Below are 18,982 nucleotides of genomic sequence, written 5' to 3'. Positions count from 1 at the left end.
GCCGAAGGGCGCAGCCGAGACGGGGCCATAGCCGGTGGCGGGGCCGGCCTCGGCGGTGGCGGTGGCGGCGGCGGTGGCGGCGGCGGCGGAGGTGGTTCCTCCACATCCAGCACCGGCACCGTCTCCTCCGGCGCCGGGGCCTCCACCGGCTCCGGCTCGGCCACCTCCACGGGCGGCGGATCGGCCATTTCCACAGGCGGCGGCTCGGACATGGCGACAGGCGGCGGCTCCGCCGGCTGCACCATCGGCGGCGGCTCGGCCGCCACCGGCTCGGGGGGCGCCACGGCGGTCACCGGCGGCGGCTCGGCCATGGTGGGGGTGGGCGGCGGCGCCACGGCCTGCACCGGCTCCGCCACCTCCATGGCTTCGCTGGCCTCCGAGGCGGGGGCGCTGGGCATGCTCGCCACTTCCAGCACCGGCATGTCCAGCGCCGGCGGCTCCTGCGCCGGCATGCCGTAGAGCAGGAACACCGCCGCGCCGCCATGCAGCAGCGCCGAGGCGCCCCAGCCCAGGGCGCGGCTGCCGCGCAGGCCGAGGCCGGGCGCGACACCCAAGGTCTGCGTTGTCATGCCATCAGCCTGTTCAGCGGGCGCGAATGGCGGGGCCGGGCTCCGCCTCGGCGATCAGCGAGACCTTGCTGATGCCGGCCTGGGTGATGCGGCCCATCACGCGCAGCACCTCGCCATAGGGCACGCTGCGGTCGCCGCGCACATAGACCGGGGCCTCGGGGTCCTCCTCGCGCAGCGTGGCGAGGCGGGCGGCCAGCTCGGCGGCCGGCACCTCCTCCTGGCGAAGGAAGATACGGCTGTCGGCGGCCACGGTCAGCACCACGGGCGGGCGCTGGGCGGCGGCGCGCGGCGCGGCCGTCTTGGGCAGCTCGACCGGCACGCCCACCACCATCATCGGCGCCGCCACCATGAAGACGATGAGCAGCACCAGCATGACGTCCACCAGCGGCGTGACGTTCATGTCCGCCATCGGCAGCGGGCCGTCATCCTCGCCACCGCCATGGCTGGGTCCGGCGAAGGCCATGCCGGCTTACTCCGCCGCCGCGTGGCTGGCGTGCGCGGCCACCCGGCTGGGCGGGCGGCGGGAGAGGCCGGAGGCCAGATCGGCCGCCGCCGCCTGCCCGTCCTGCCGCAGCCGGCCGAGGCGGACCAGCAGGCGGTTGTAGGCCATGACGGCGGGAATGGCGGCGACAAGGCCGATGGCGGTGGCGAACAGCGCCTCGGCGATGCCGGGGGCCACCACGGCCAGGCTGGTGTCGTTGCTCTGCGCGATGTTGGCGAAGCTGTTCATGATGCCCCACACCGTGCCGAACAGGCCGATGAAGGGCGCCACCGCCCCGGTGGTGGCGAGGAAGGGCAGGCCCGGCTCCACCTTGCGCAGCTCGCCGCTCAGGGCGTGGCGCATGGCGTGCTCCATGCGGTGGCGGTACTCGAAGCGGCTCTCGCCCTCCTCCCGGCCATCACGCCATTCACGGGTGCCGGCGCGCAGCACGCGGGCGGCCAGCCCCTCGCCCTGCGGCGCCTGCGGGGCGGCCTGGCCACCCGGCGCGGCGGCGCCGACCAGCTTGCGCACCTCCCGCCCCAGCCGGCCCAGCAGCAGCGACTTCTCGACGATGATGGCCCAGCAGATCACGGAGGCGAGCACCAGCGCGATCATGACCGATTTGACCACCCAGTCCGCCATGAGGAACAGGCCGAGCATCGACATGTCGGCATGGCTCGCCGCATTGGCGATTTCCGGGAGGGCGGTGGCGGCGTCGGTCGGGTTCATCGCGACCTCCTCACTTCTCGAAGGAAACGCCGTCGACGCGCGACGACAGCGCGAGACGGGGCAGGCAGGCGGCGGCGGTCTCGGCCGCGCCGCAGGCCAGCAGATCGTTCAGCAGGAAGGCGCCGATGCCGTCGCAGGGCTGGGTGCTCAGGTCGAACACCCGCGCCATGGTCTTCTCGCGCGGCAGCGGGCCGACATCGAGGGAAAGGCGCTGCGCCACCACCCCATCCTTGCCGAAGATCAGCAGGTCGAGGCGCAGCGGATCGACCGGCTCGGCGCCGGGGTTGCGCAGCACCAGCCAGACGCGGCAGCCATTGGCGCCGGCGTTCTGGCGCGGCTCCAGCCGGTTCAGCTCCAGGCCGATGCGCTCCGCCGCGGGCGTGGCGCCGGGCACCGCCGCACCCTGGGCGGCTGCCGGCGAGGCCAGCGGCGCGGCGAGCAGCGCGGCCGTGGCGAGCCCCAGGGCGCCCAGTGTCTGGCGGATCGGCATGGTGGAATCATCCCTTCGCAACTGCGCTGGCTTATGCCGCCAATGAGAGGCGGTTGCAATGCGAATGACTCGCAATATTCCACAAAGATCCGGCACCACGCGCGCAAGGGGGCGTGCCGGCCCCTGGGAGGGACCGTGGGACAAACCGAAAACCATGAAGGAAGGGGGGCTGGTGCCGACGCCCGGGATTGAACCGGGGACCTACTGATTACGAAAAAGTGCATCTCTCATGCAGTGAGACGCAGAAAGAGGCACAGAACCCCTAAGCCATTGAAATTAATTGCTCGAAAATTGTCACTTGATGCGAGGGAGTGACAGACGGTGCGCGGGATGCTGTTTCAGATGAGTCCGCAGTGAGTCCGCGACTGAACCATCAGAGGGTCCGAGCCATGACAAGCGACCTAGCGCCAGGGTGGAACCTAAAATGCCGTGTTCTATGTGTTCTTGTGTTCTACACATACAATATATATAGCCTTTTCAATGTTCTAAAGTCCAAAAATCCATGGAACACGGGCCTTCCTGTTTGTGTTCCGTGTGTTCCGAGGGTCTCGTGAAGCTGGGGAAGCGCGAGATCGACGCCATCACCTGCCCGCCTGACCGCCAGGATCTGCTGGTGTTTGACGACCAGCTTCCGGGGTTCGCTCTCCGCGTCACCAAGGCCGGCAAGAAGGTGTTCCTTTTTCAGTACCGCTTTGGCGGCCGGGTGCAGCGGATGGTGCTGGGGGATTACGGCGTCCTCACCCCCTCGCAGGCGCGTGGGAAGGCGGAGGAAGCCCGTGGCAGGGTCCGGGAGGGCCGTGACCCCTTGGGCGAGCGCAAGACCGCCCAGGCCACCGCCATAGCCGCCGAGACCAGCGCCAGGCGCCAGAAGGTGGCCGATGCCTTGACGGTGGAGATCCTGATCGAGCGCTGGGCCGGGATGGCGCTGAAGGACCGCAGGCCCGCCTACAGCCGGGAGGCAGTCCGGGCCCTACGGGTCAACCTGCCGGATCTGCTGCCCCTGCCAGCCGCAGGCATAGACCACGAGATGGCACAGCGGAGCATTGATGCCGTGGCGCTGGACCGCGGCGAGACCATGGCCCGCCGGAGCCACGCCTACGCCCGAGCGCTGTATGGCTGGGCGATGAAGCGGCGCCTGGTGCCGACCAATCCCTTCGCCGAGGTGCATACCGAGGGCCGCGAGGTATCTCGGGACCGTGCGCTGAGCGATGCCGAGTTGCGGGAAGTGTGGCAGGCGACGGCGAGCCTGGGCCTCCTCTTCGGTTCATATTTCCGGATCCTGATCCTGACGCTTCAGCGCCGCTCAGAGGTGGCGGGCATGAGGTGGAGCGAGTTGTCGCCGGATCTGTCCACCTGGACGGTACCGGCGCAGCGTTCGAAGAATGGTCGGGCGCACCTGGTGCATCTGCCGGAGCCCGCCAGGGCCATCCTGTCCGCCCTGCCCCGCTTACCACCTGCGCTAGGCCGAGGGGGCGCAGGCGCCGAGGCCGCCCCTTCGGAGCTGGTCTTCAGCACCACGGGCACGACGCCCGTTTCCGGCATCAGCAAGGCGAAGGTCCGCCTGGACGAGCTCATCCACAAGGCGCGGCTCAAGGCGGCAGCGGAGGCAGGCCAGGCGGCTACGCCGGCGGCTTTCCCTCCCTGGCGGCTGCATGACCTACGGCGGACAGGCGTGACGACCCTGGCTCGGCTCGGGATCGCGCCGCATGTGGCGGACAGGCTGCTGAACCATGTTGAGGCGACAGGGATCCAAGGCGTAGCGGCGGTCTATCAGCGGCATGACTTCCTGGCCGAGCGGCAGGCAGCCAGCGAAGCCTGGGCGGGGCATGTGCTTCGGCTGGCGGCACAGGACTCGTCTTGACGCCGACAGGCGGCAGGCACATCAATGGGAGCATGAAGCACCGCGATGACAGGCATCGGGCTCCGCAGGCTTCCGGCACACCCAGCCGGCATAGCCGGTATGTCGGCGGCCTGCTGGCATTTGCCGGGCCGGCAGCGCCGTACCCCGCCGTGACCGCGCGGGAGCTCACGGTTAGATCCTGGGCGGCTGTGGGCGCTGCAATGCGCCAAGCCCTGAGTGTGACCAGTGAAGAAGCCAGCCGCGCACCAACCAAAGCCCGCAAGCCAGCCGCCTAGCCCTACCTCAGCACCTCCATTGCCGACTTCGGTCGGCATGTCGGTTCAGATGATGGAGGTGACGGAGGCGCACGCCGGGCCGCTGCCTCCCCCTCGCCAGCTCGAGGGCTACGGCGCCATAGATCCGTCCTTTCCGGAGCGGATCATGCGCATGGCGGAGCAGAACGCGGACACCGGCCGCAAGACGGCTGAGCGCGCTCAGACATTCATGCTGGCCGAGGCGCTGTTTGGGCGGCTGCTGGGCTTTCTGTTTGCGGGCGGCGCCTTTGCGGGATCTGTCTGGCTTGCATTCGCAGGCCATGACTGGGCCGCCGTTGGCTTGGGCACGAGCATAATCGCAGGCGTCACCGCAGCGCTGGTATGGGGCAGGACCTCTTAACCCCGACCTCAGATGCTGAGCAATGGCTGGTCATGGAGCCGCCTTCCTCGGCCGCTTCAGCCGCACCCCTGCCCCGCCACCATTTTCCGGAATGGCTTTACCGCCGGCTGCGGCTAAGTGCCGCTTCCTGAGCGCCCTCAGCCGGTCCTGCGCCTCCTGGCACGAGACCTCCGCCTCAGCGTGCAGGAGGCTGAAGTACTCGCTGGTCTCGTCCGCGGTCAGGCCGACGAGGGTGCGGACGTCATCTGCGTCGATGGTCCAGTGGGCCTTACCCGAGCTGCGGTCCTCGGTCACTGTCGCCTCTTCAGCCACACCACCAGACACGCCACGGCCACCATGATGATGACGCCGGTGGTGTTCTGGCTGATCCACTCGAGGAGGTGGTTAATCGGCAATGATTGGCTCCCTTATGCGCCACGGCTTTTTAGGCACGCCCTAGCGCCCCCGCTATCTTCAGGGGTGAACTCAGCGCCGGCCGCCTCGAGGGCGGCGTAAATCTTCTGGACCGTCGTGGCTCTGGCCAAACTGCCCTTCTCAAACCGGAGCAGCGTCTCGCCAGAAATGCCTGCCAGTGACGCCAGACGAACAGCACTAAGACCAAGTACGGTCCGCGCCTGCCGGCACTGTCCAGCTGTGAGGGGCAAGGTTTTGGAAGCCATGCCAGGATCACTCTTCCCCCACATCACGCTCGCCCCGCACCTCATCTTCGGGTGAGACGGTACGGAGCTGAGGCTCGGGCTCGGTGCTTTCAGGATCACCCTTAGCCCGCTCCGGCAGCTTCTCCAGCGCGGCCCCGATCGTCGCCGCGAAGCTGGGCGGAGCGGTGGTGGGCGTTGGGCTGGTCGCGTCTCGCAGCCGCACGCCAGGGCCGCCACCGTTCTGGGGGATGAAGACCACCCCGGCGGCTTCAAGGGCGGTGCGGACGGAAACGGCAGTCCGGCGCGAAGACGCGTGTCTGCCAGCTTCCAGTCTATCGAGGGTTCGGACAGTTACCCCACAGACTGAGGCAAGATGGTCGCGAGACCAGCCTAGGAGGGCGCGTGCGGCGCGAACCTGAGCGGGGGTGATGTCAGGAAAGACGCCGTTCCCTATCGCGTCCACCTCTAATCAACTTCCGCTGCTGGACAGACGCCCTTTCTCAGCCGCACTCCCGCACCCCCACCATTCTCCGGGATGAACTCAACGCCGGCAGCTTTGAAGGCGGTGCGGACCGCGGCGAGAGTGCTTGGGTGTGGAGAGCGAGCGCCCCGCTCAAAATCAACTATCGTCTGCCTGGCGACCCTTGCCGCCTCAGCCAATTGCATCTGGTTCCAGCCAAGCATGGCTCGTGCACCACGACACTGTGCAGCAGAGATCTCGTTTTCGGACAATCTCAATCTTTCTGATTGACGTTAGACACAAGGCCAATCATATTAATTGAGGTTGGGCACCACTCCAACTAAAAACGGCCGAGCGAGGAGCACCACCTCCACCGCCCGGCCTCCATCACCACCAGCTCGGATCAGGAGCCGGCAACGATGTCGTTTGCCCATAGCACACCCACGCCCACCGCCAGAAGCCTCCAGGCGGCTGACGACGCCCAGCCCAGAAGAAGAGTTCCCTCTGCTCAGGGCGCGCCCACGGTGCGCCCCACCACCGCCGGCTTCTACCTGGCGTACCTGGCCAATGGCGATACCCCGCCCTGGCCACTGGCTGACCGGCTGCTGTTCGGCTTCACCGCGGCAGCTGGCGGCCTCTGCATTCTCTTCGGCGCCTGGGGAGCAGTGGTATGATCCGCCTCCCAAGAAGAGCGGCGCTCGCTGCCGGGCTGAGCCTGCCCACCGCTGCGGCGGGTTTGGGCGCTCTCTCTGCCGTCTCCAGCCTCGACGTGGAACTGCTGGCGACCTGCGCCGAGTACCACGATGCCGTGGCCAAGATCGAAGCCTGGGATAGCCGGGAGGACCCGCCAAAGGGCAGCCAGGAGGCTATCGCCGATGAAGCCTATTGCAGTGATTTGTGCGGGCGAGAGGACGCGGCGCTGATAAAGGCGTGCACTCTGCCAGCGCGCTCCCTCGATGGTCTGCATGCCAAGGCGGCGATGCTGGAGCACGTGATGACCTGGGGCATCAAAGATTGCTCCATCGAGACTGGGTGCCCGCAGGTAGAGCTGACCTTGTCCTTCGTCGAGGACGTGCAGCGCCTGCTGGGTCACCAGCTATGAGCCTGCCCTGCTCCTTCGTCATCCCGCCGCCGCTGAACGGGGAGCCGCCCAAGCCTCCGAAACTTCCCGCGCCGTGGGGCAGAAAGCGCCTGCTGGGTCACCAGCCATGAGCCGCCACAGCCAGCCCGCCACTCACCGCTGCGCCTGGTGCCTCCGGACCTTCGAGACCGTGGCGCAGCGCAGGACCCACGAGCACCTGTTGCACCGGGGGAATTTCTCCCGGTCTCAGGAGGCCGAGGCCGCGGCGAAGATGCAGCATTATCACGCCGACCGCATGGCGGTGCTTCGTGGAAGAGCACCGGCGCCATGATGGGCATGCCCTCAAGCCTTGCTTGCCACTCTGCGAGGCAGATAAAATTCCTGTCGGCGCGGCTAGGTTTGGCCGCCGAAAGCAGGTTCCTCACGCCCTGCCCGCCGCGCCGTCTCCTACTCCGTGAGGCGAGCCGGCGTGAGGCGGGCATGACCGATGATGAGCGGGGCGGGAGCGGTCCCACCCCTGTTGACGCGTCGCTTGAACAGGCATGGGAAAGGTTCGCCGATCCGGCGCTTCTTCAGAGCTATCAGCTTGCCCGGAACGCTTTGCGCGCTCTTTCTCGCCCTTCCTCCCAATCAATCACCTATTCATCCTACCTGAACAACGCTCCCCCCAGTCTTGGGGTAGGCCGACAGGCTGCCGAGTGGCGTCGCAGGGAAAAGCGGGTCCGCCAGATCTGGAGCAGCATAAGCGATGATGTGCTCCGAAAGCTGAAGAGCGGCGAGCTGGCGGCGACCGGCATTATCCACGGTAAACGCTGCCCCATCCTTGCCGAAGTCTGGGCTAACCCGCGCTTCGTTGCGGGAAATCGGAACAGAGTCACCTTGGCAGGCATGGATTATCACCTTGTCCGCGTTGGCCCTCCCCTCCGTGAAGAATCTCCGGCTGTCCAGGAGTCGCAGAAGAAGTCTCGGCCGCACCTGTCGATCTCTGAAGCTAATGATCTGCATCGCGAGTGCGTCGAAGAAGTGCGGAAGGCTGTGGAACAGTCGCCAGAAGGGGTGACCCTTCCGAGCGAGCAGCACAAACGGCACTGGATGGCCAAAGGGATGACGCGCGATGGCTGGCAAGCGGCTCGCAACGAGGGGATAGCCCAAGCCGTCCACAGTTTGGGGACAGGCGAAAGCAAGGCGTGGTCGAAGGGCGGCAGGCCGCGAAGAGCCCGAAAAAACCTACCGGATAACCATCCGCCGGGCGGTTAGACGGGGCGGTTTTCGCCGGTCTTTTCTCCTTCATGCCAGGAGGTGCGCCGGAGCGCATCGGTGGCCAAGAGGAGATCCCGATGCATTCCAGCCAAGAGCGATATCGCACCCGTGAAGAAGCGGCTGAATTCGTGCGCCTTTCCAAGCGCACCCTGGCGGAACTTGCCCGCGTGGGGGGAGGCCCGGCCATGTGCAAGATCGGCCGGCGCGTCGTCTACCCTGAGACCGAGCTGGTGCGGTGGATGGCCAACCGGGTTGTCTCCAGCACCAGCGAAGCGACCCTTCGTCGCCAGCGCGGCTGAGGCGGGCCAGGGCATGCGAGTCCAGCCGCTCTACATCGGGCGTGTGCGGGGCATGCCGGTACGCTTCATCTCGAGCCCACGCTCTGGGCCGGATTATCCATGGCCCGTCTTCGGGGACCTGATGAAGGTGCTGCGCTGCGACCCTGCCCTTCAGGCCGAGCATCTGCGGGCGCTCCAAAGCTACTGGGGCGGCATCACCCATCGGGTGGCCATCGGTAGTGAGATTGCCCTGGCGGTGTCGTTCTGGCTTGCGATGGAGACCATACGAGGCGGGCGTGATCGGGGCCGCGCCTCAAGCCACGACGAAGGCGCACTTCGCATGGCGGGTCAGGACGCCCTGGCCGAGCGTGTGCGGATCATGCCGCCAGCAGCGGGCATCAAGTGGGCCTTGGCAGCTCGGGCTCGGTGCGGGGTGGGCGATGCCTGCACCGCGCATGGTGGTGCCGCATGATGAAAGGGCCTGGCGCTCGCGAACTGGCGCAGATGCTCGGTGCCCGGGCAGCGGTTCTGGCGGCAGAGCTGCTGCCGGCCGGCCGGCGGGACGGCCAGGAATGGCGTTGCGGCAGCCTCAGCGGCGAGCGCGGTCAGTCGTTGGCGGTGCGCCTCACGGGCGAAAGAGCCGGCATATGGTCAGACTTCGCCAGCGGTGAGCGGGGTGACGCTCTCGATCTGGTCGCGGCGGTCCTCTACCGGGGCAACAGAAGCGAGGCGATGCGCTGGGCGCGCCGCTGGCTGGGCCTTAGCGATGGCGGGCGCGCCGCGCCGCTCCCTGCCCATCCCCGCCCTGACACTCGCGCGGCAAGCCGTGATGCCGATGCTGAGCGGCGACGGCGCGCCGCACTGGCGTTGTTCCTCGAGGCAGAGCAGCGCCTGGCCGGCACGCCGGTCGATCTCTATCTCCGATGCCGGGCTATCGACCTGTCCGCCCTCGGCCGCCAGCCGGCTGCCCTGCGGTTTCATCCGCGGTGCTGGTGTCAGGAGACAGGCCGGACCATGCCCGCGATGGTTGCCGCGATCACCGAGCCAGGTGGCCGGCATCTGGCGACGCATCGGACCTACCTGGAACAAGACAAGAGCGGCCGCTGGATCAAGGCCCGGCTCAAACACCCCAAAATGGTGCTGGGCAGCTTCGTGGGGGGCGTGATCCCCCTCCAGCGGGGCGCCAGCGGCAAGCCTCTGCGGCAGGCATCAGAGGGCGAAGAGACTGCCCTGGGAGAGGGCATTGAGAACTGCTTGTCGGCGGCCCTGGCGGCGCCGGAGCTCCGCGTCATGGCCGGCATCAGCGTCGGCAACCTTGCCCGCATCAGCCTTCCGCCTGCGATCAGCCGCATCCTTCTACTGGCCGACAACGACCCGCCCGGCACCCCAGCGGCCTTGGCGCTGCAACGGGCCGTGGATCGGTTCCTGGCCGAAGGACGGCGAATCCGGGTCGCACGGCCACCCCACGGCTTCAAAGACCTGAACGACCTCGCGCAAAGCGACGAAATGGAAACAGCATGACCAACTCTCGTGATGGAGAGAGCGGCAAGTCGAATGTCAGGCGCGCCATTGAAGCCGCTGAGCCCGCCCAGGCGACGCCCTCCGCTTCTGGCAACGTGGTCCCCTTTCAGCCCTTCGGCCGCTTCTTCAAGGTGGATGAGTCTGGGATCTGGAAGCCGGCATCCGACGCCGAGAAGAACGCCATCTGGATCTGCGCGCCCATGGAGGTTCTGGCCGAAAGCCGGTCTCATGAGGGCATGGGCTGGGGCCTTCTGGTCCGCTTCGCTGATCGCGACAACAATACCAAGGATCTGGTGATTCCTCGCCGCCTGCTGGCCGGTGACGGCGCTGCTGTGCGGGAGCTGCTGGCGGATGCCGGCCTGGCTATCGGCACCAGCCCCCCGGCCCGACAAGCGCTTGTTGAGTTGCTGGGGCAGGCACGATCTCCGGCACGGGCAACAAGCGTGCCCCGCAATGGCTGGCATCGGATTGGCGGCAAGCTTGTCTTTGTGCTGCCGGAGGGCGCTGTCGGCGTGAGTGATGAGCGCATCTTTGTTGAGCAAGAGAGCAAGGCGCCGCATGCCTTCCACTCGCAAGGCACTCTTGCCGGCTGGCAGGCCGAGGTTGCGCAACTGTGCACTGGCAACAGCCGACTTGGTTTCGCGCTGTCATGTGCCTTGGCTGCTCCGCTGCTCGAGCTGACAGGATCAGATGGCGGCGGCGCCAACTTCAAAGGGAAGTCGAAGAGCGGCAAGACCACGGCGCTGCGCCTGGCGGCCAGTGTTTGGGGCGGCGAACCAGGATCCGGCGCATCAGGCTACGTTCGCACCTGGCGCGTGACGGGAAACGCGTTGGAGGGCGTAGCGATGGCGCATTCTGGCGCTCTGCTTGCGCTGGATGAGATGGATGAGTTTGGCGACGCCGAGATTGGGCCTGTCGCCTACATGCTGGCATCCGGTCGCGGCAAGGCTCGGGCCAACAGGATGGGTGCGGCTCGCACCGAGGCGCGATGGACCACGCTGCTTCTCTCTACAGGAGAAGTTGGCCTGACAGAGAAGATGGCTGCCGCGAACAAGGTCAGCCGGACAGGCCAGACCGTGCGCCTTGTCGATATTCCTGCCGATGCTGGCGCCGGTCTGGGAATGTTTGAGGTTTTGCATGGGGCGGACAACCTGGGGGACTTCGCGAGGCGCCTAGTGAGCGCCACCACAAATCATTTTGGCACCGCTGCGCGTCCCTGGCTCCAATGGCTGACGGCGCGACTTGCCGAAGATGAGGCAGGCTTTCAGCACTCACTTCGCCAGCGGCGAGATGATCTGGCAAAACGACTTATGCCACAGGGCGCTGAAGGTCAGGTCGCCAGCGTCGCGAACTTCTTCGCTCTGGTCGGGCTGGCAGGGGAATTGGCAAGTCAGGCCGGTATCCTTCCCTGGCCGGAGAGTGAGGCAGAAGACGCTGCGCGCCTGTGCTTCGAGGCTTGGCTCAGCGAGCGAGGCACGATCGGCGCCCGTGAGGATCACCAGGCAGCAGAAGCGCTTCGCAAGTTCATCCAGCTTCATGGCAGAGCACGCTTCCAGCCTTGGGGGCCGCTCCCGGATGAGGTTCAGGAGGATGAAGGCGGGCGGCGCCAGCCTCTGCACGAGCGGTTTCCCGTGGTGAACCGCGCTGGCTTCCGGCGCTGGGAGCAGGATGACCGGAAGCGCTGGCGATGGGTCTACTATGTCAGCCCGGCTGGTATGGCCGAAGCGATGACCGGACTGAACTTCCGCGATGCCATCGGCAGTCTGTTGAAATCCGGCTTTCTGATTAGTGGCGCTGACAGCAAAGCTTCCCGCTCCATGACACCGGCCGGCGAGGCAAAGCAGCGCCTCTATCACGTCAGCGACACAATCCTTATGTCTGAAGACGACGGGGAGTGATCAATATGGATCTGGATCAGGATAGGCCTGTCCCACATCATCCAGTGTATGGAGCTCCCCGCCGCCGGCGCCAGGCACCACCGCTTCAAGCGCCCGTGTTGAACGATGAGGCGCTGCACTTCATCGTCGAGCGGGCTGGCGCGAAGCGTATCCTTGCGCTGGTAGATGCCGCTCAGAGTAATCCGGCGGAGGTCATAGCGCGGCTAGAGCTCGCCGCCCGCCATGTCATTGCTTCTGGGCTGGCTGTGCGGCGTTCGCCACGGCGCGACTATGCCACGCAGATGGATGAGATGGATCGACTGCTGGCCGCCGACCCCACTCTCACCTTCGAAAACGCAGCCCGGATTGCCAGCGGTAACCGGGCCGGGACCATGCACATGGGCCTTCTGCGCCGGCACCGGGCACGAAGGAAGAGGTTTGGCGCTCCTTCCTCCTCCTGAGACAAATCCAGTTCAATCGCAGAGGATAATCAGTGAGATACGGCCGGTTGGTGGTGCTCCCGGCGCGTCTCGCAGCTCCATCGGCGATTCCAGGTTCCGCATTGTCGGTGGAGTGGGCGCCGTTGCTCCATGAGGCAACGGCGCCCTCCCCCTTCCAGGGACCGGAGCATTTCCAATGCCTTTCACCTATGATCAAGAACGGCTTCACCGGCTACGGGTGACGGCCACCACGAAGCGTGCAGCGAGTGAAGCGCTGGCAAAGCGCATCAGTGACGTCCTCTATCCGCGCCAGGCTGAGCTAGAACAGCATTCTGACGAGCTGCAGCGGAACCCGCAGAAGAATGCCCGCTCCATAGCCAGCATCGAGGCCGAAATCTCCCGCGTGAAGGGTGAGATCAAGGCGGTGCTGCAGGAACAGGAACTCTTCGCGGCACCTGCGGCTATCGCAAAAGCTCTACTGCGGGCATGCGATGACTGGATTTCACAGAATAGTGCTGTCCCGCGCGCCAGCGTCTCCTCCCAACGTATGGCGCCGATCTCGAAGGGAGGCTTTGGGGATGATCTTCGCAAGGCGCGCGCGGATCTCGAGAAAGCGCAGCAGTCTATCGAGACTGCCCGCGCCGCGCCGGTTGCCCTTGAAGAAGCCTGCGCCACGCTGGACAGGCTGATTGCAAGCGCTGCGGCCCGGCAGGCCCCATCGATGGGCAGCCTTCTCCGGCGAGATGGACACAAGTCGCTCGATGAACTCGGCTTTCAGGTAACGGTTCGCAATATGGGCGAAGCCTATCCCTCGATAGCTTCGCTTGAATTCCTGGTGGCTCTCTTTCCAGACGCGATCAAAGCCGCGCTTACCCGTCGCCTGGAAGAGGAGGCGGCCAAGGTCGGCCCTGGTCTCACCGAAGTTGAGCGACGGCAGAAGATTGCTGAAGCGGAGCAGCAGATTCGTGCTGCTGAGGTGGCAGAAGAGGTCGCCATTCGTGGGCTCGAGGCTCAGGGCCACGAGATCCTGCGGCGTGCCGATGCGCGACCGGAGATTGTGATTGACGGTCAGGACCAGGCTACCCCCGCAGCTCGAGGCGGCGAGGCTCTTCATCTGGCCTTCAGCTGATCCAGGCCTCCTGGGCATGCCCGGCTTTGAAAGGCCCGGCCAAGTTCCGAAGCCCGCCCCGGAGGAGTGTGCGGCGGGAACACCCTCCCCTCACCAATTTCAGCATAGGAGACGCACAGTGAAAGCCAGACGGACTGATTACGACTACCTGCTCCTGGGCATTATGGACTCCATCGAAGATCAGGCAGCGCCCCCTGAGCCTCAGAAGTCCGCTTCCTCTATCTCAACCAGCGGTCATGATGACAAATGGGGTGCCTCCCATCGTCGGGTGCTGGGCATTGGGGGGCAAAAGGACAGCGTTTCTGGCCTCAGTGCCGTTCCCGCACCGCCGGGCCAACGTACAACCCCTAGTGATCCTGATGGGTGGAATGCCTCCATCATGCGTGTATGCGGGCAGATTAGAGCCGACACCTCGGGCCTTTAGGTGATGGGTTCATGGCAGGGCGGCACGGACAGGGTTCGTGCCGCCTTTCGTGTTCTGAGGGCCTGAAGGAACACGAAAAAAGGGCCTAATGGAACACCCCCAGATATCGCATGTTCCAAGCATATACGTTTTTCTTCAAACACTTAACTGCCATGGAACACGGGAACACGCAGAACACGCAAAAATAGAAAGGAAGCCAGAAGGAGGAATGCGAGACAGATGATGATCCTTTGACGGGCCTACACACCACAGCCTCAGGTTGTCGTCATCTTCGGGCGGCTGGCTTACCCTCCACAATCATAGGTGGCATGGGTCCTTCCCCAATCCAGCTCTAACCAGGGGTAATTCGGACCCCGGTCACGGCCGGTATGTTATACCATAACATCAGCTTTCTTTTGCTGTTGTTGCTGAGAGCGGTCGCCAAAAAGTTGAGATGGCAAAAAGTGGCTTGGGAGGTGCGCCTTCTGAGGAAAGCGGCTGAGCTGATTCGCTCAATGAGTCCGCAGTGAGTCCGCGAAAGAAGGCTAGGCCGGCTCTGAAGAAGCCTGAGCGGCGTAAGTCGCTGAAAAGATGGTGCCGACGCCCGGGATTGAACCGGGGACCTACTGATTACGAATCAGTTGCTCTACCGCTGAGCTACGTCGGCGTGCGGGCGCTCTCTAGCGCCCCTCGCCGGCCAGGGCAACCACCTTCCTGCATCTGCCGCGCCGGAAATGGAACCGCGCCTAGGGCAGCTCGATAATCCGCTATGGATCAGGCTTGAGGCCGCCTGCCGGGTGGCGGAAGGGCGGCGCGGGGCGGGCTGCAGGCCAAGGCCCACCCTTCCCCTAGCCCTGCGCGGCGCCCGGACGGAGCGTGGCTGGCTCGGCGTGTCCCTGTCGGCGGAGACGGAAGGGGTGCGGGTGGCGGCGGTGGAGCGCGGCGGCAAGAGCCGGCCTGTGCCCGGGCGACCCGGTCCTCAACGCCGAAGACGGGCTGGTGCCGAAGACAGGCCGGTGCAGGACAGCTGATCCCCCCGCCCGGCTGCTGGCGGGGCAGGTGCCGGGGGCGGCGCTTCGTCTCACCACCCGGCGCAAGGATGATGTGTGGCACATGCAGGCAGTACTGGGCGAGCAGCCTGTCCAGGGCTGACGCCAGGCGCGCGGCACGCCAAGGCCGGGGGAGATCGCTCCCCCGGCCCCCGCTCGATGGCCTCAGTGGACCAGGACGGGCAGCATCTCGTGCTGGAGGATCGCCGCCGTGGCGAGGCTGGCATCCGGCGCCGCGCCGATCTGCGTCCCGTCCGCCGCGTGGATCGCGACGGCCGGGTTTCCGTCCACCAGGACGGGCCGGATATAGGCGATCTGTTCCGCACCGAAGCGCGCCCAGTCGGCCGGTGCCAGCTGACGCAGCGCGTCGGCGGCGGCGAAGGGGCGTGTCGGACCTTCCTTGTTCATCGCAGGAATCTCCTTTGGCCGTTCCCGGAATGGGACCCGGCGCGCGGCCGGCTTTGCCGCACCGCGTGTGAAACACCGACCGTTCCCGTTTCGGCCGTTCCCCGGCGGGCGGATGGCGACGCTGCCCCAGGCAGTCCGTCGGCGCACCGCCCGGCCAGGGGGGGATAGGGGAAGAATGGCCGGTGGACGTGAAAGTTTAGGCGATGGAAGCCGAACCATCGTCAAGGGCGTTGCCATTGACGAGAGGACGGCCGCCCTGCGCGCCCCGCGTGCCGATGTGGATGGATTTCACCCGCACCTCCGGCTGCGGCCGCTTCAGGTCGATGTGCAGCAGGCCGTTATCCAGCCATGCACCTTCTACGTCGATACCCTCGGCCAGCACGAAGGCGCGCTGGAACTGGCGGGCGGCGATGCCACGGTGCAGGAAGACACGGCCCTCCACCTCCTCGCGCTGCTTGCCGCGGACCACCAGCTGGTTGTCCTCCTGCGTGAGCTGGAGGTCGTCCATGCTGAAGCCGGCGACGGCGAGGGTGATGCGGAGGCGGTTCTCACCGGTCTGCTCGATGTTGTAGGGCGGGTAGCCATCGGCGTTCTTTGCCACCCGGTCGAGCATCTGCTCCAGATGATCGAAGCCGAGGAACAGGGGTGAGCCGAAGAGCGACGAGCGGGACATGGGCCTGGAACTCCTCACGGTGAGCGAGCGTCTGGCAGAGCCCGAAGCACCCTGCCGTCGAGCCCATATTTTGGGCAGCGGTGCGGCGGATGCAAGACCCACCGCCAGCCTCAGAGATTGAAGCCCGGGAGCCGCAGGGCTAAAGCAGCGGCCTCATGTCCGACACCGACCTGCTGCCCATCCTCCTGGTGCCCGACGCGCGGCTGCGCGCCAAGGCCCGCCCCGTCGGCCCCGGCGACGCGGAGGCGGTGCGCGCCCTCGCGCCGCGCATGCTGGCCACCATGTACAAGGCGCCCGGCATCGGCCTCGCCGCGCCGCAGATCGGCGAGCTGCTGCGGCTCGTCGTCATCGACCTGCAGCCGGAGGACCAGCCGCAGCCCTATGTGATGGTGAACCCCGAGATCGTCGCCGCCAGCACCGGGCTGGCCGCGCGCGAGGAGGGCTGCCTCTCCCTGCCCAACCAGTATGCCGAGGTGACGCGCCCGGCCGAGGTGAAGGTGCGCTGGCAGGATCTCGACGGCAGCAGGCGGGAGATGCAGGCGGATGGCCTGCTCGCCACCTGCATCCAGCACGAGATCGACCACCTGAACGGCGTGCTGTTCGTCGACCACATCTCGGCGCTGAAGCGCAACATGCTGCTGCGCAAGCTGGCCAAGGAACTCAAGGGCCGGCAGCGGGACGGCGAATGAGCGGGACGCTCCGCCTCGCCTTCATGGGCAGCCCGGATTTCGCGGTGCCGGCGCTGCGCGCGCTGCACGCGGCGGGGCATGAGGTCGCGGCGGTCTATACCCAGCCGCCCCGCCCCTCCGGCCGCGGCCAGCGCGAGACCCCCTGCCCCGTGCACCGCGCCGCGCTGGAACTCGGCCTGCCCGTGCGCCACCCCGCCCGGGTGAAGCGCGACGTGGCGGAACACGAGGCCTTCCGCGCCCTCGATCTCGACGTGGCGGTGGTGGCGGCCTACGGGCTGATCCTGCCGCCGGCCATGCTGGAGGCGCCGCGTCGGGGCTGCCTGAACATCCATGCCTCGCTGCTGCCGCGCTGGCGCGGCGCCGGCCCGATCCAGGCCGCCATCCTCGCCGGGGACGCCGAGACGGGCATCACCATCATGCGCATGGAGGAAGGGCTGGACACCGGCCCGATGCTGCTCTCCGCCCGGCTGCCGATCGGCCCGCGCGACGGCACGCCCGCCGTGCACGACGCGCTGGCCGCCATGGGCGCCGGCCTCATCCTGCGCGCCCTGGCGGAAAACCCGGCGCCGGTGCCGCAGCCCGAGGCGGGCGTGACCTACGCGCCGAAGCTCAGCAAGGCCGATGGCCGGCTGGACTGGGCGCAGGAGGCCGCCGCGCTGGACCGCCGCGTGCGCGCGCTGAACCCCTGGCCCGGCACCTTCTTCGAGCACCAGGGCGAGACGATCCGCGTGCTGGAGGCCGCACCGGCCGGGGGCGCTCCCGGCGCGGCACCCGGCACGGTGCTGGCGGAGGGCGCCGTCATCGCCTGCGGCGAGGGCGCGCTGCGCCTGACGCGGCTGCAGCGCCCCGGGCGTGGCCCGCTGCCGGCGGCGGATTTCCTGCGCGGCTTCCCGCTGCCGCCCGGCACGGTGCTCGGCTGAGATGCCGCGCTACGCCCTGCTGGTGGAGTATGACGGCGCGCCCTTCGTCGGCTGGCAGCGCCAGGCGGGCAGCCTCTCGGTGCAGCAGGTGCTGGAGGATGCCGCCGCGCCGCTGAATGGCGGGCAGCCCGCCGCCACCCAGGCCTCCGGCCGCACCGATGCGGGGGTGCATGCCGAGGGCCAGGTGGTGCAGATCGAGATCGCCACCGAGCTGGAGCCGCTGCGCCTGCGCGAGGCGCTGAACTACCACACCCGTCCGCACCCGGTCTCGGTGCTGGCGGCGGCGCGGGCGCCGGAGGGGTGGTCGGCGCGCTTCTCCTGCATCGGCCGCGGCTACCGCTACCGCATCCTGAACCGCCGGGCGCGGCCGGCGCTGGAGGCCGGGCGCGTCTGGCACGTGCAGCAGCCGCTGGACGCCGCGGCCATGCACGCCGCGGCGCAGGGCCTGCTCGGCCAGCATGATTTCTCCGCCTTCCGCGCCGCCGCCTGCCAGGCCAAGAGCGCGCTGCGCACGCTGGACCGACTGGACATCGCCCGCCAGGGCGACGAGGTGGTGGTGCACACCGCCGCCCGCAGCTTCCTGCACCACCAGGTTCGCAACATGGTGGGCACGCTGGTGCAGGTGGGGCTGGGCCGCCGCCCCGCCACATGGCCCCGCCAGCTGCTGGACGGGCGCGACCGCACCCTGGCCGGTCAGAACGCGCCGCCCGAGGGGCTCACCTTCCTCTTCGCCCGCTACGAGACGCCGCCGGACTGGTGCTGAAGCCATGCGGGAAGGGCTTGCGGCCGCCGCGCCCGCCCCGCACCCTGGCACCATGTCCGAGCCGAATTTCCAGCGCATCATCCCCGAGGGCGAGGACCGCGAGCGGCTGACCTGCGCCGAATGCGGCTTCATCGCCTATGAGAACCCGAAGATCGTGGTGGGCGCGGTGGTGGCGGAGGGGGAGCGGGTGCTGCTCTGCCGCCGCGCCATCGAGCCGCGCCGGGGCTTCTGGACCCTGCCCGCCGGCTACATGGAGCTGGGCGAGACGGTGGAGGAAGGCGCCCTGCGCGAGGCCTGGGAGGAAGCCCAGGCGCGCATCGCGACGGAGGGGGTGCTGGCCCTCTACTCCATTCCCCGCATCGGGCAGGTGCAGGTGATCTTCCGCGCCCATCTGGCCGTGCCGGGCTTCGCGGCGGGGCCGGAAAGCCTGGAGGTGCGGCTGTTCAATTGGGCGGAGATCCCGTGGGAACAGCTGGCCTTCCCCACCGTGCACGCGGCGCTGCGGCGCTGGCACGCGACGCGCGGCCAGCCGCTTGGTGCGCCCGTGCTGGAGACGGCGGGGCGCTTTCCCGGCGCCACCTCCCCGCAGGGGGTCTGAGCACCGGGAAG

Annotated in this window: 23 protein-coding genes, 1 tRNA gene and 1 pseudogene; 15 read left to right on the top strand and 10 right to left on the bottom strand. The window is 67.4% G+C overall.

Features of this window, described 5'->3' with window-relative positions; all coding sequences use genetic code 11:
- From ACFOY6_RS02780 to ACFOY6_RS02765, 4 genes and pseudogenes are all read right to left on the bottom strand, one after another.
- Nucleotides 1–569: pseudogene (locus ACFOY6_RS02780) on the bottom strand (hypothetical protein); the annotation flags it as partial.
- Nucleotides 570–582: 13 nt separating this feature from the next.
- Complete coding sequence (tolR, locus tag ACFOY6_RS02775; RefSeq protein ID WP_109517740.1) at nucleotides 583–1,032, bottom strand: protein TolR; 450 nt, start codon at nucleotides 1,030–1,032, stop codon at nucleotides 583–585.
- A 6-nt stretch (nucleotides 1,033–1,038) separates the two neighbouring features.
- Nucleotides 1,039–1,779: a MotA/TolQ/ExbB proton channel family protein gene (locus ACFOY6_RS02770; RefSeq protein ID WP_379648790.1), complete on the bottom strand. Its 741-nt coding sequence runs from the start codon at nucleotides 1,777–1,779 to the stop codon at nucleotides 1,039–1,041.
- 10 nt (nucleotides 1,780–1,789) lie between these two features.
- Entirely contained in the window at nucleotides 1,790–2,269 is a 480-nt protein-coding gene (locus ACFOY6_RS02765; RefSeq protein ID WP_109517738.1) for a Tat pathway signal protein, read from the bottom strand.
- A gap of 550 nt (nucleotides 2,270–2,819) precedes the next feature.
- Here ACFOY6_RS02765 and ACFOY6_RS02760 point away from each other — a divergent pair.
- Together ACFOY6_RS02760 and ACFOY6_RS02755 are read left to right on the top strand one after the other, a co-directional pair.
- Nucleotides 2,820–4,130, top strand: a complete 1,311-nt coding sequence (locus tag ACFOY6_RS02760) for a tyrosine-type recombinase/integrase (protein ID WP_379648786.1) — start codon at nucleotides 2,820–2,822, stop codon at nucleotides 4,128–4,130.
- A gap of 324 nt (nucleotides 4,131–4,454) precedes the next feature.
- Nucleotides 4,455–4,784 (top strand): DUF2335 domain-containing protein, encoded by a 330-nt coding sequence (locus ACFOY6_RS02755; RefSeq protein ID WP_379648784.1) that lies wholly within the window; start codon nucleotides 4,455–4,457, stop codon nucleotides 4,782–4,784.
- Between the two features lie 30 nt (nucleotides 4,785–4,814).
- Here ACFOY6_RS02755 and ACFOY6_RS02750 read toward each other — a convergent pair whose 3' ends face one another.
- The 3 genes from ACFOY6_RS02750 to ACFOY6_RS02740 form a co-directional block, all read right to left on the bottom strand.
- Entirely contained in the window at nucleotides 4,815–5,078 is a 264-nt protein-coding gene (locus tag ACFOY6_RS02750; RefSeq protein ID WP_379634135.1) for a hypothetical protein, read from the bottom strand.
- A gap of 372 nt (nucleotides 5,079–5,450) precedes the next feature.
- A complete protein-coding gene (locus tag ACFOY6_RS02745; RefSeq protein WP_379634133.1) occupies nucleotides 5,451–5,885 on the bottom strand; it encodes a helix-turn-helix domain-containing protein in 435 nt (144 codons plus the stop codon).
- Between the two features lie 2 nt (nucleotides 5,886–5,887).
- The gene (locus ACFOY6_RS02740) at nucleotides 5,888–6,139 is read right to left on the bottom strand and encodes a helix-turn-helix transcriptional regulator (RefSeq protein WP_456316927.1); all 252 of its coding nucleotides are present in this window, start codon (nucleotides 6,137–6,139) and stop codon (nucleotides 5,888–5,890) included.
- A gap of 162 nt (nucleotides 6,140–6,301) precedes the next feature.
- Between ACFOY6_RS02740 and ACFOY6_RS02735 the strand changes: the two genes are divergently transcribed.
- From ACFOY6_RS02735 to ACFOY6_RS02695, 9 genes are all read left to right on the top strand, one after another.
- On the top strand, nucleotides 6,302–6,556 hold the full coding sequence (locus ACFOY6_RS02735; RefSeq protein WP_379648782.1) for a hypothetical protein: 255 nt from the start codon (nucleotides 6,302–6,304) through the stop codon (nucleotides 6,554–6,556).
- Nucleotides 6,553–6,984 carry a hypothetical protein gene (locus tag ACFOY6_RS02730; protein WP_379634130.1) on the top strand — a complete coding sequence of 144 codons (432 nt, stop codon included), beginning with the start codon at nucleotides 6,553–6,555 and terminating at the stop codon, nucleotides 6,982–6,984. Before ACFOY6_RS02735 ends, ACFOY6_RS02730 begins: the two co-directional genes overlap by 4 nt.
- A 459-nt stretch (nucleotides 6,985–7,443) precedes the next feature.
- Nucleotides 7,444–8,220, top strand: a complete 777-nt coding sequence (locus ACFOY6_RS02725) for a hypothetical protein (RefSeq protein ID WP_379634128.1) — start codon at nucleotides 7,444–7,446, stop codon at nucleotides 8,218–8,220.
- 80 nt (nucleotides 8,221–8,300) lie between these two features.
- The gene (locus ACFOY6_RS02720; protein ID WP_379648780.1) at nucleotides 8,301–8,522 is read left to right on the top strand and encodes a helix-turn-helix transcriptional regulator; all 222 of its coding nucleotides are present in this window, start codon (nucleotides 8,301–8,303) and stop codon (nucleotides 8,520–8,522) included.
- A 121-nt stretch (nucleotides 8,523–8,643) separates the two neighbouring features.
- Entirely contained in the window at nucleotides 8,644–8,973 is a 330-nt protein-coding gene (locus ACFOY6_RS02715) for a hypothetical protein (RefSeq protein WP_379634126.1), read from the top strand.
- A complete protein-coding gene (locus ACFOY6_RS02710; protein ID WP_379648778.1) occupies nucleotides 8,970–10,022 on the top strand; it encodes a DUF7146 domain-containing protein in 1,053 nt (350 codons plus the stop codon). Before ACFOY6_RS02715 ends, ACFOY6_RS02710 begins: the two co-directional genes overlap by 4 nt.
- Entirely contained in the window at nucleotides 10,019–11,920 is a 1,902-nt protein-coding gene (locus tag ACFOY6_RS02705) for a DUF927 domain-containing protein (protein WP_379648776.1), read from the top strand. The genes ACFOY6_RS02710 and ACFOY6_RS02705 overlap by 4 nt, the downstream gene beginning before the upstream one ends.
- Nucleotides 11,921–12,018: 98 nt before the next feature.
- Nucleotides 12,019–12,360 (top strand): hypothetical protein, encoded by a 342-nt coding sequence (locus ACFOY6_RS02700; protein WP_379634118.1) that lies wholly within the window; start codon nucleotides 12,019–12,021, stop codon nucleotides 12,358–12,360.
- 175 nt (nucleotides 12,361–12,535) lie between these two features.
- Nucleotides 12,536–13,468 carry a hypothetical protein gene (locus tag ACFOY6_RS02695; protein ID WP_379648774.1) on the top strand — a complete coding sequence of 311 codons (933 nt, stop codon included), beginning with the start codon at nucleotides 12,536–12,538 and terminating at the stop codon, nucleotides 13,466–13,468.
- Between the two features lie 995 nt (nucleotides 13,469–14,463).
- On the opposite strand, the gene ACFOY6_RS02690 is transcribed toward ACFOY6_RS02695, so the two are convergent.
- From ACFOY6_RS02690 to ACFOY6_RS02680, 3 genes are all read right to left on the bottom strand, one after another.
- Nucleotides 14,464–14,538 (bottom strand) — tRNA-Thr (locus ACFOY6_RS02690).
- 547 nt (nucleotides 14,539–15,085) lie between these two features.
- Nucleotides 15,086–15,328, bottom strand: a complete 243-nt coding sequence (locus ACFOY6_RS02685) for a DUF1150 family protein (protein WP_099093790.1) — start codon at nucleotides 15,326–15,328, stop codon at nucleotides 15,086–15,088.
- Between the two features lie 196 nt (nucleotides 15,329–15,524).
- Nucleotides 15,525–16,001 (bottom strand): Hsp20 family protein, encoded by a 477-nt coding sequence (locus ACFOY6_RS02680; RefSeq protein ID WP_109517737.1) that lies wholly within the window; start codon nucleotides 15,999–16,001, stop codon nucleotides 15,525–15,527.
- A gap of 155 nt (nucleotides 16,002–16,156) precedes the next feature.
- Here ACFOY6_RS02680 and def point away from each other — a divergent pair, with 155 nt between their 5' ends.
- The 4 genes from def to ACFOY6_RS02660 are packed head-to-tail and all read left to right on the top strand — an operon-like array spanning nucleotide 16,157 to nucleotide 18,971.
- Complete coding sequence (gene def / locus ACFOY6_RS02675) at nucleotides 16,157–16,690, top strand: peptide deformylase (protein WP_109517736.1); 534 nt, start codon at nucleotides 16,157–16,159, stop codon at nucleotides 16,688–16,690.
- Nucleotides 16,687–17,610: a methionyl-tRNA formyltransferase gene (gene fmt / locus ACFOY6_RS02670; RefSeq protein ID WP_379634113.1), complete on the top strand. Its 924-nt coding sequence runs from the start codon at nucleotides 16,687–16,689 to the stop codon at nucleotides 17,608–17,610. The genes def and fmt overlap by 4 nt, the downstream gene beginning before the upstream one ends.
- Before the next feature lies 1 nt (nucleotide 17,611).
- On the top strand, nucleotides 17,612–18,373 hold the full coding sequence (gene truA, locus ACFOY6_RS02665; RefSeq protein WP_379648772.1) for a tRNA pseudouridine(38-40) synthase TruA: 762 nt from the start codon (nucleotides 17,612–17,614) through the stop codon (nucleotides 18,371–18,373).
- Nucleotides 18,374–18,425: 52 nt separating this feature from the next.
- Complete coding sequence (locus tag ACFOY6_RS02660; RefSeq protein WP_379648770.1) at nucleotides 18,426–18,971, top strand: NUDIX hydrolase; 546 nt, start codon at nucleotides 18,426–18,428, stop codon at nucleotides 18,969–18,971.
- The last annotated feature ends 11 nt before the right edge of the window (nucleotides 18,972–18,982 follow it).

Origin of the sequence: Teichococcus aestuarii (genome assembly GCF_042651065.1) — a bacterium.
GTDB classification, from domain to species: Bacteria; Pseudomonadota; Alphaproteobacteria; order Acetobacterales; family Acetobacteraceae; genus Pseudoroseomonas; species Pseudoroseomonas aestuarii.
This window is presented reverse-complemented; position numbering and strand designations above follow the sequence as displayed.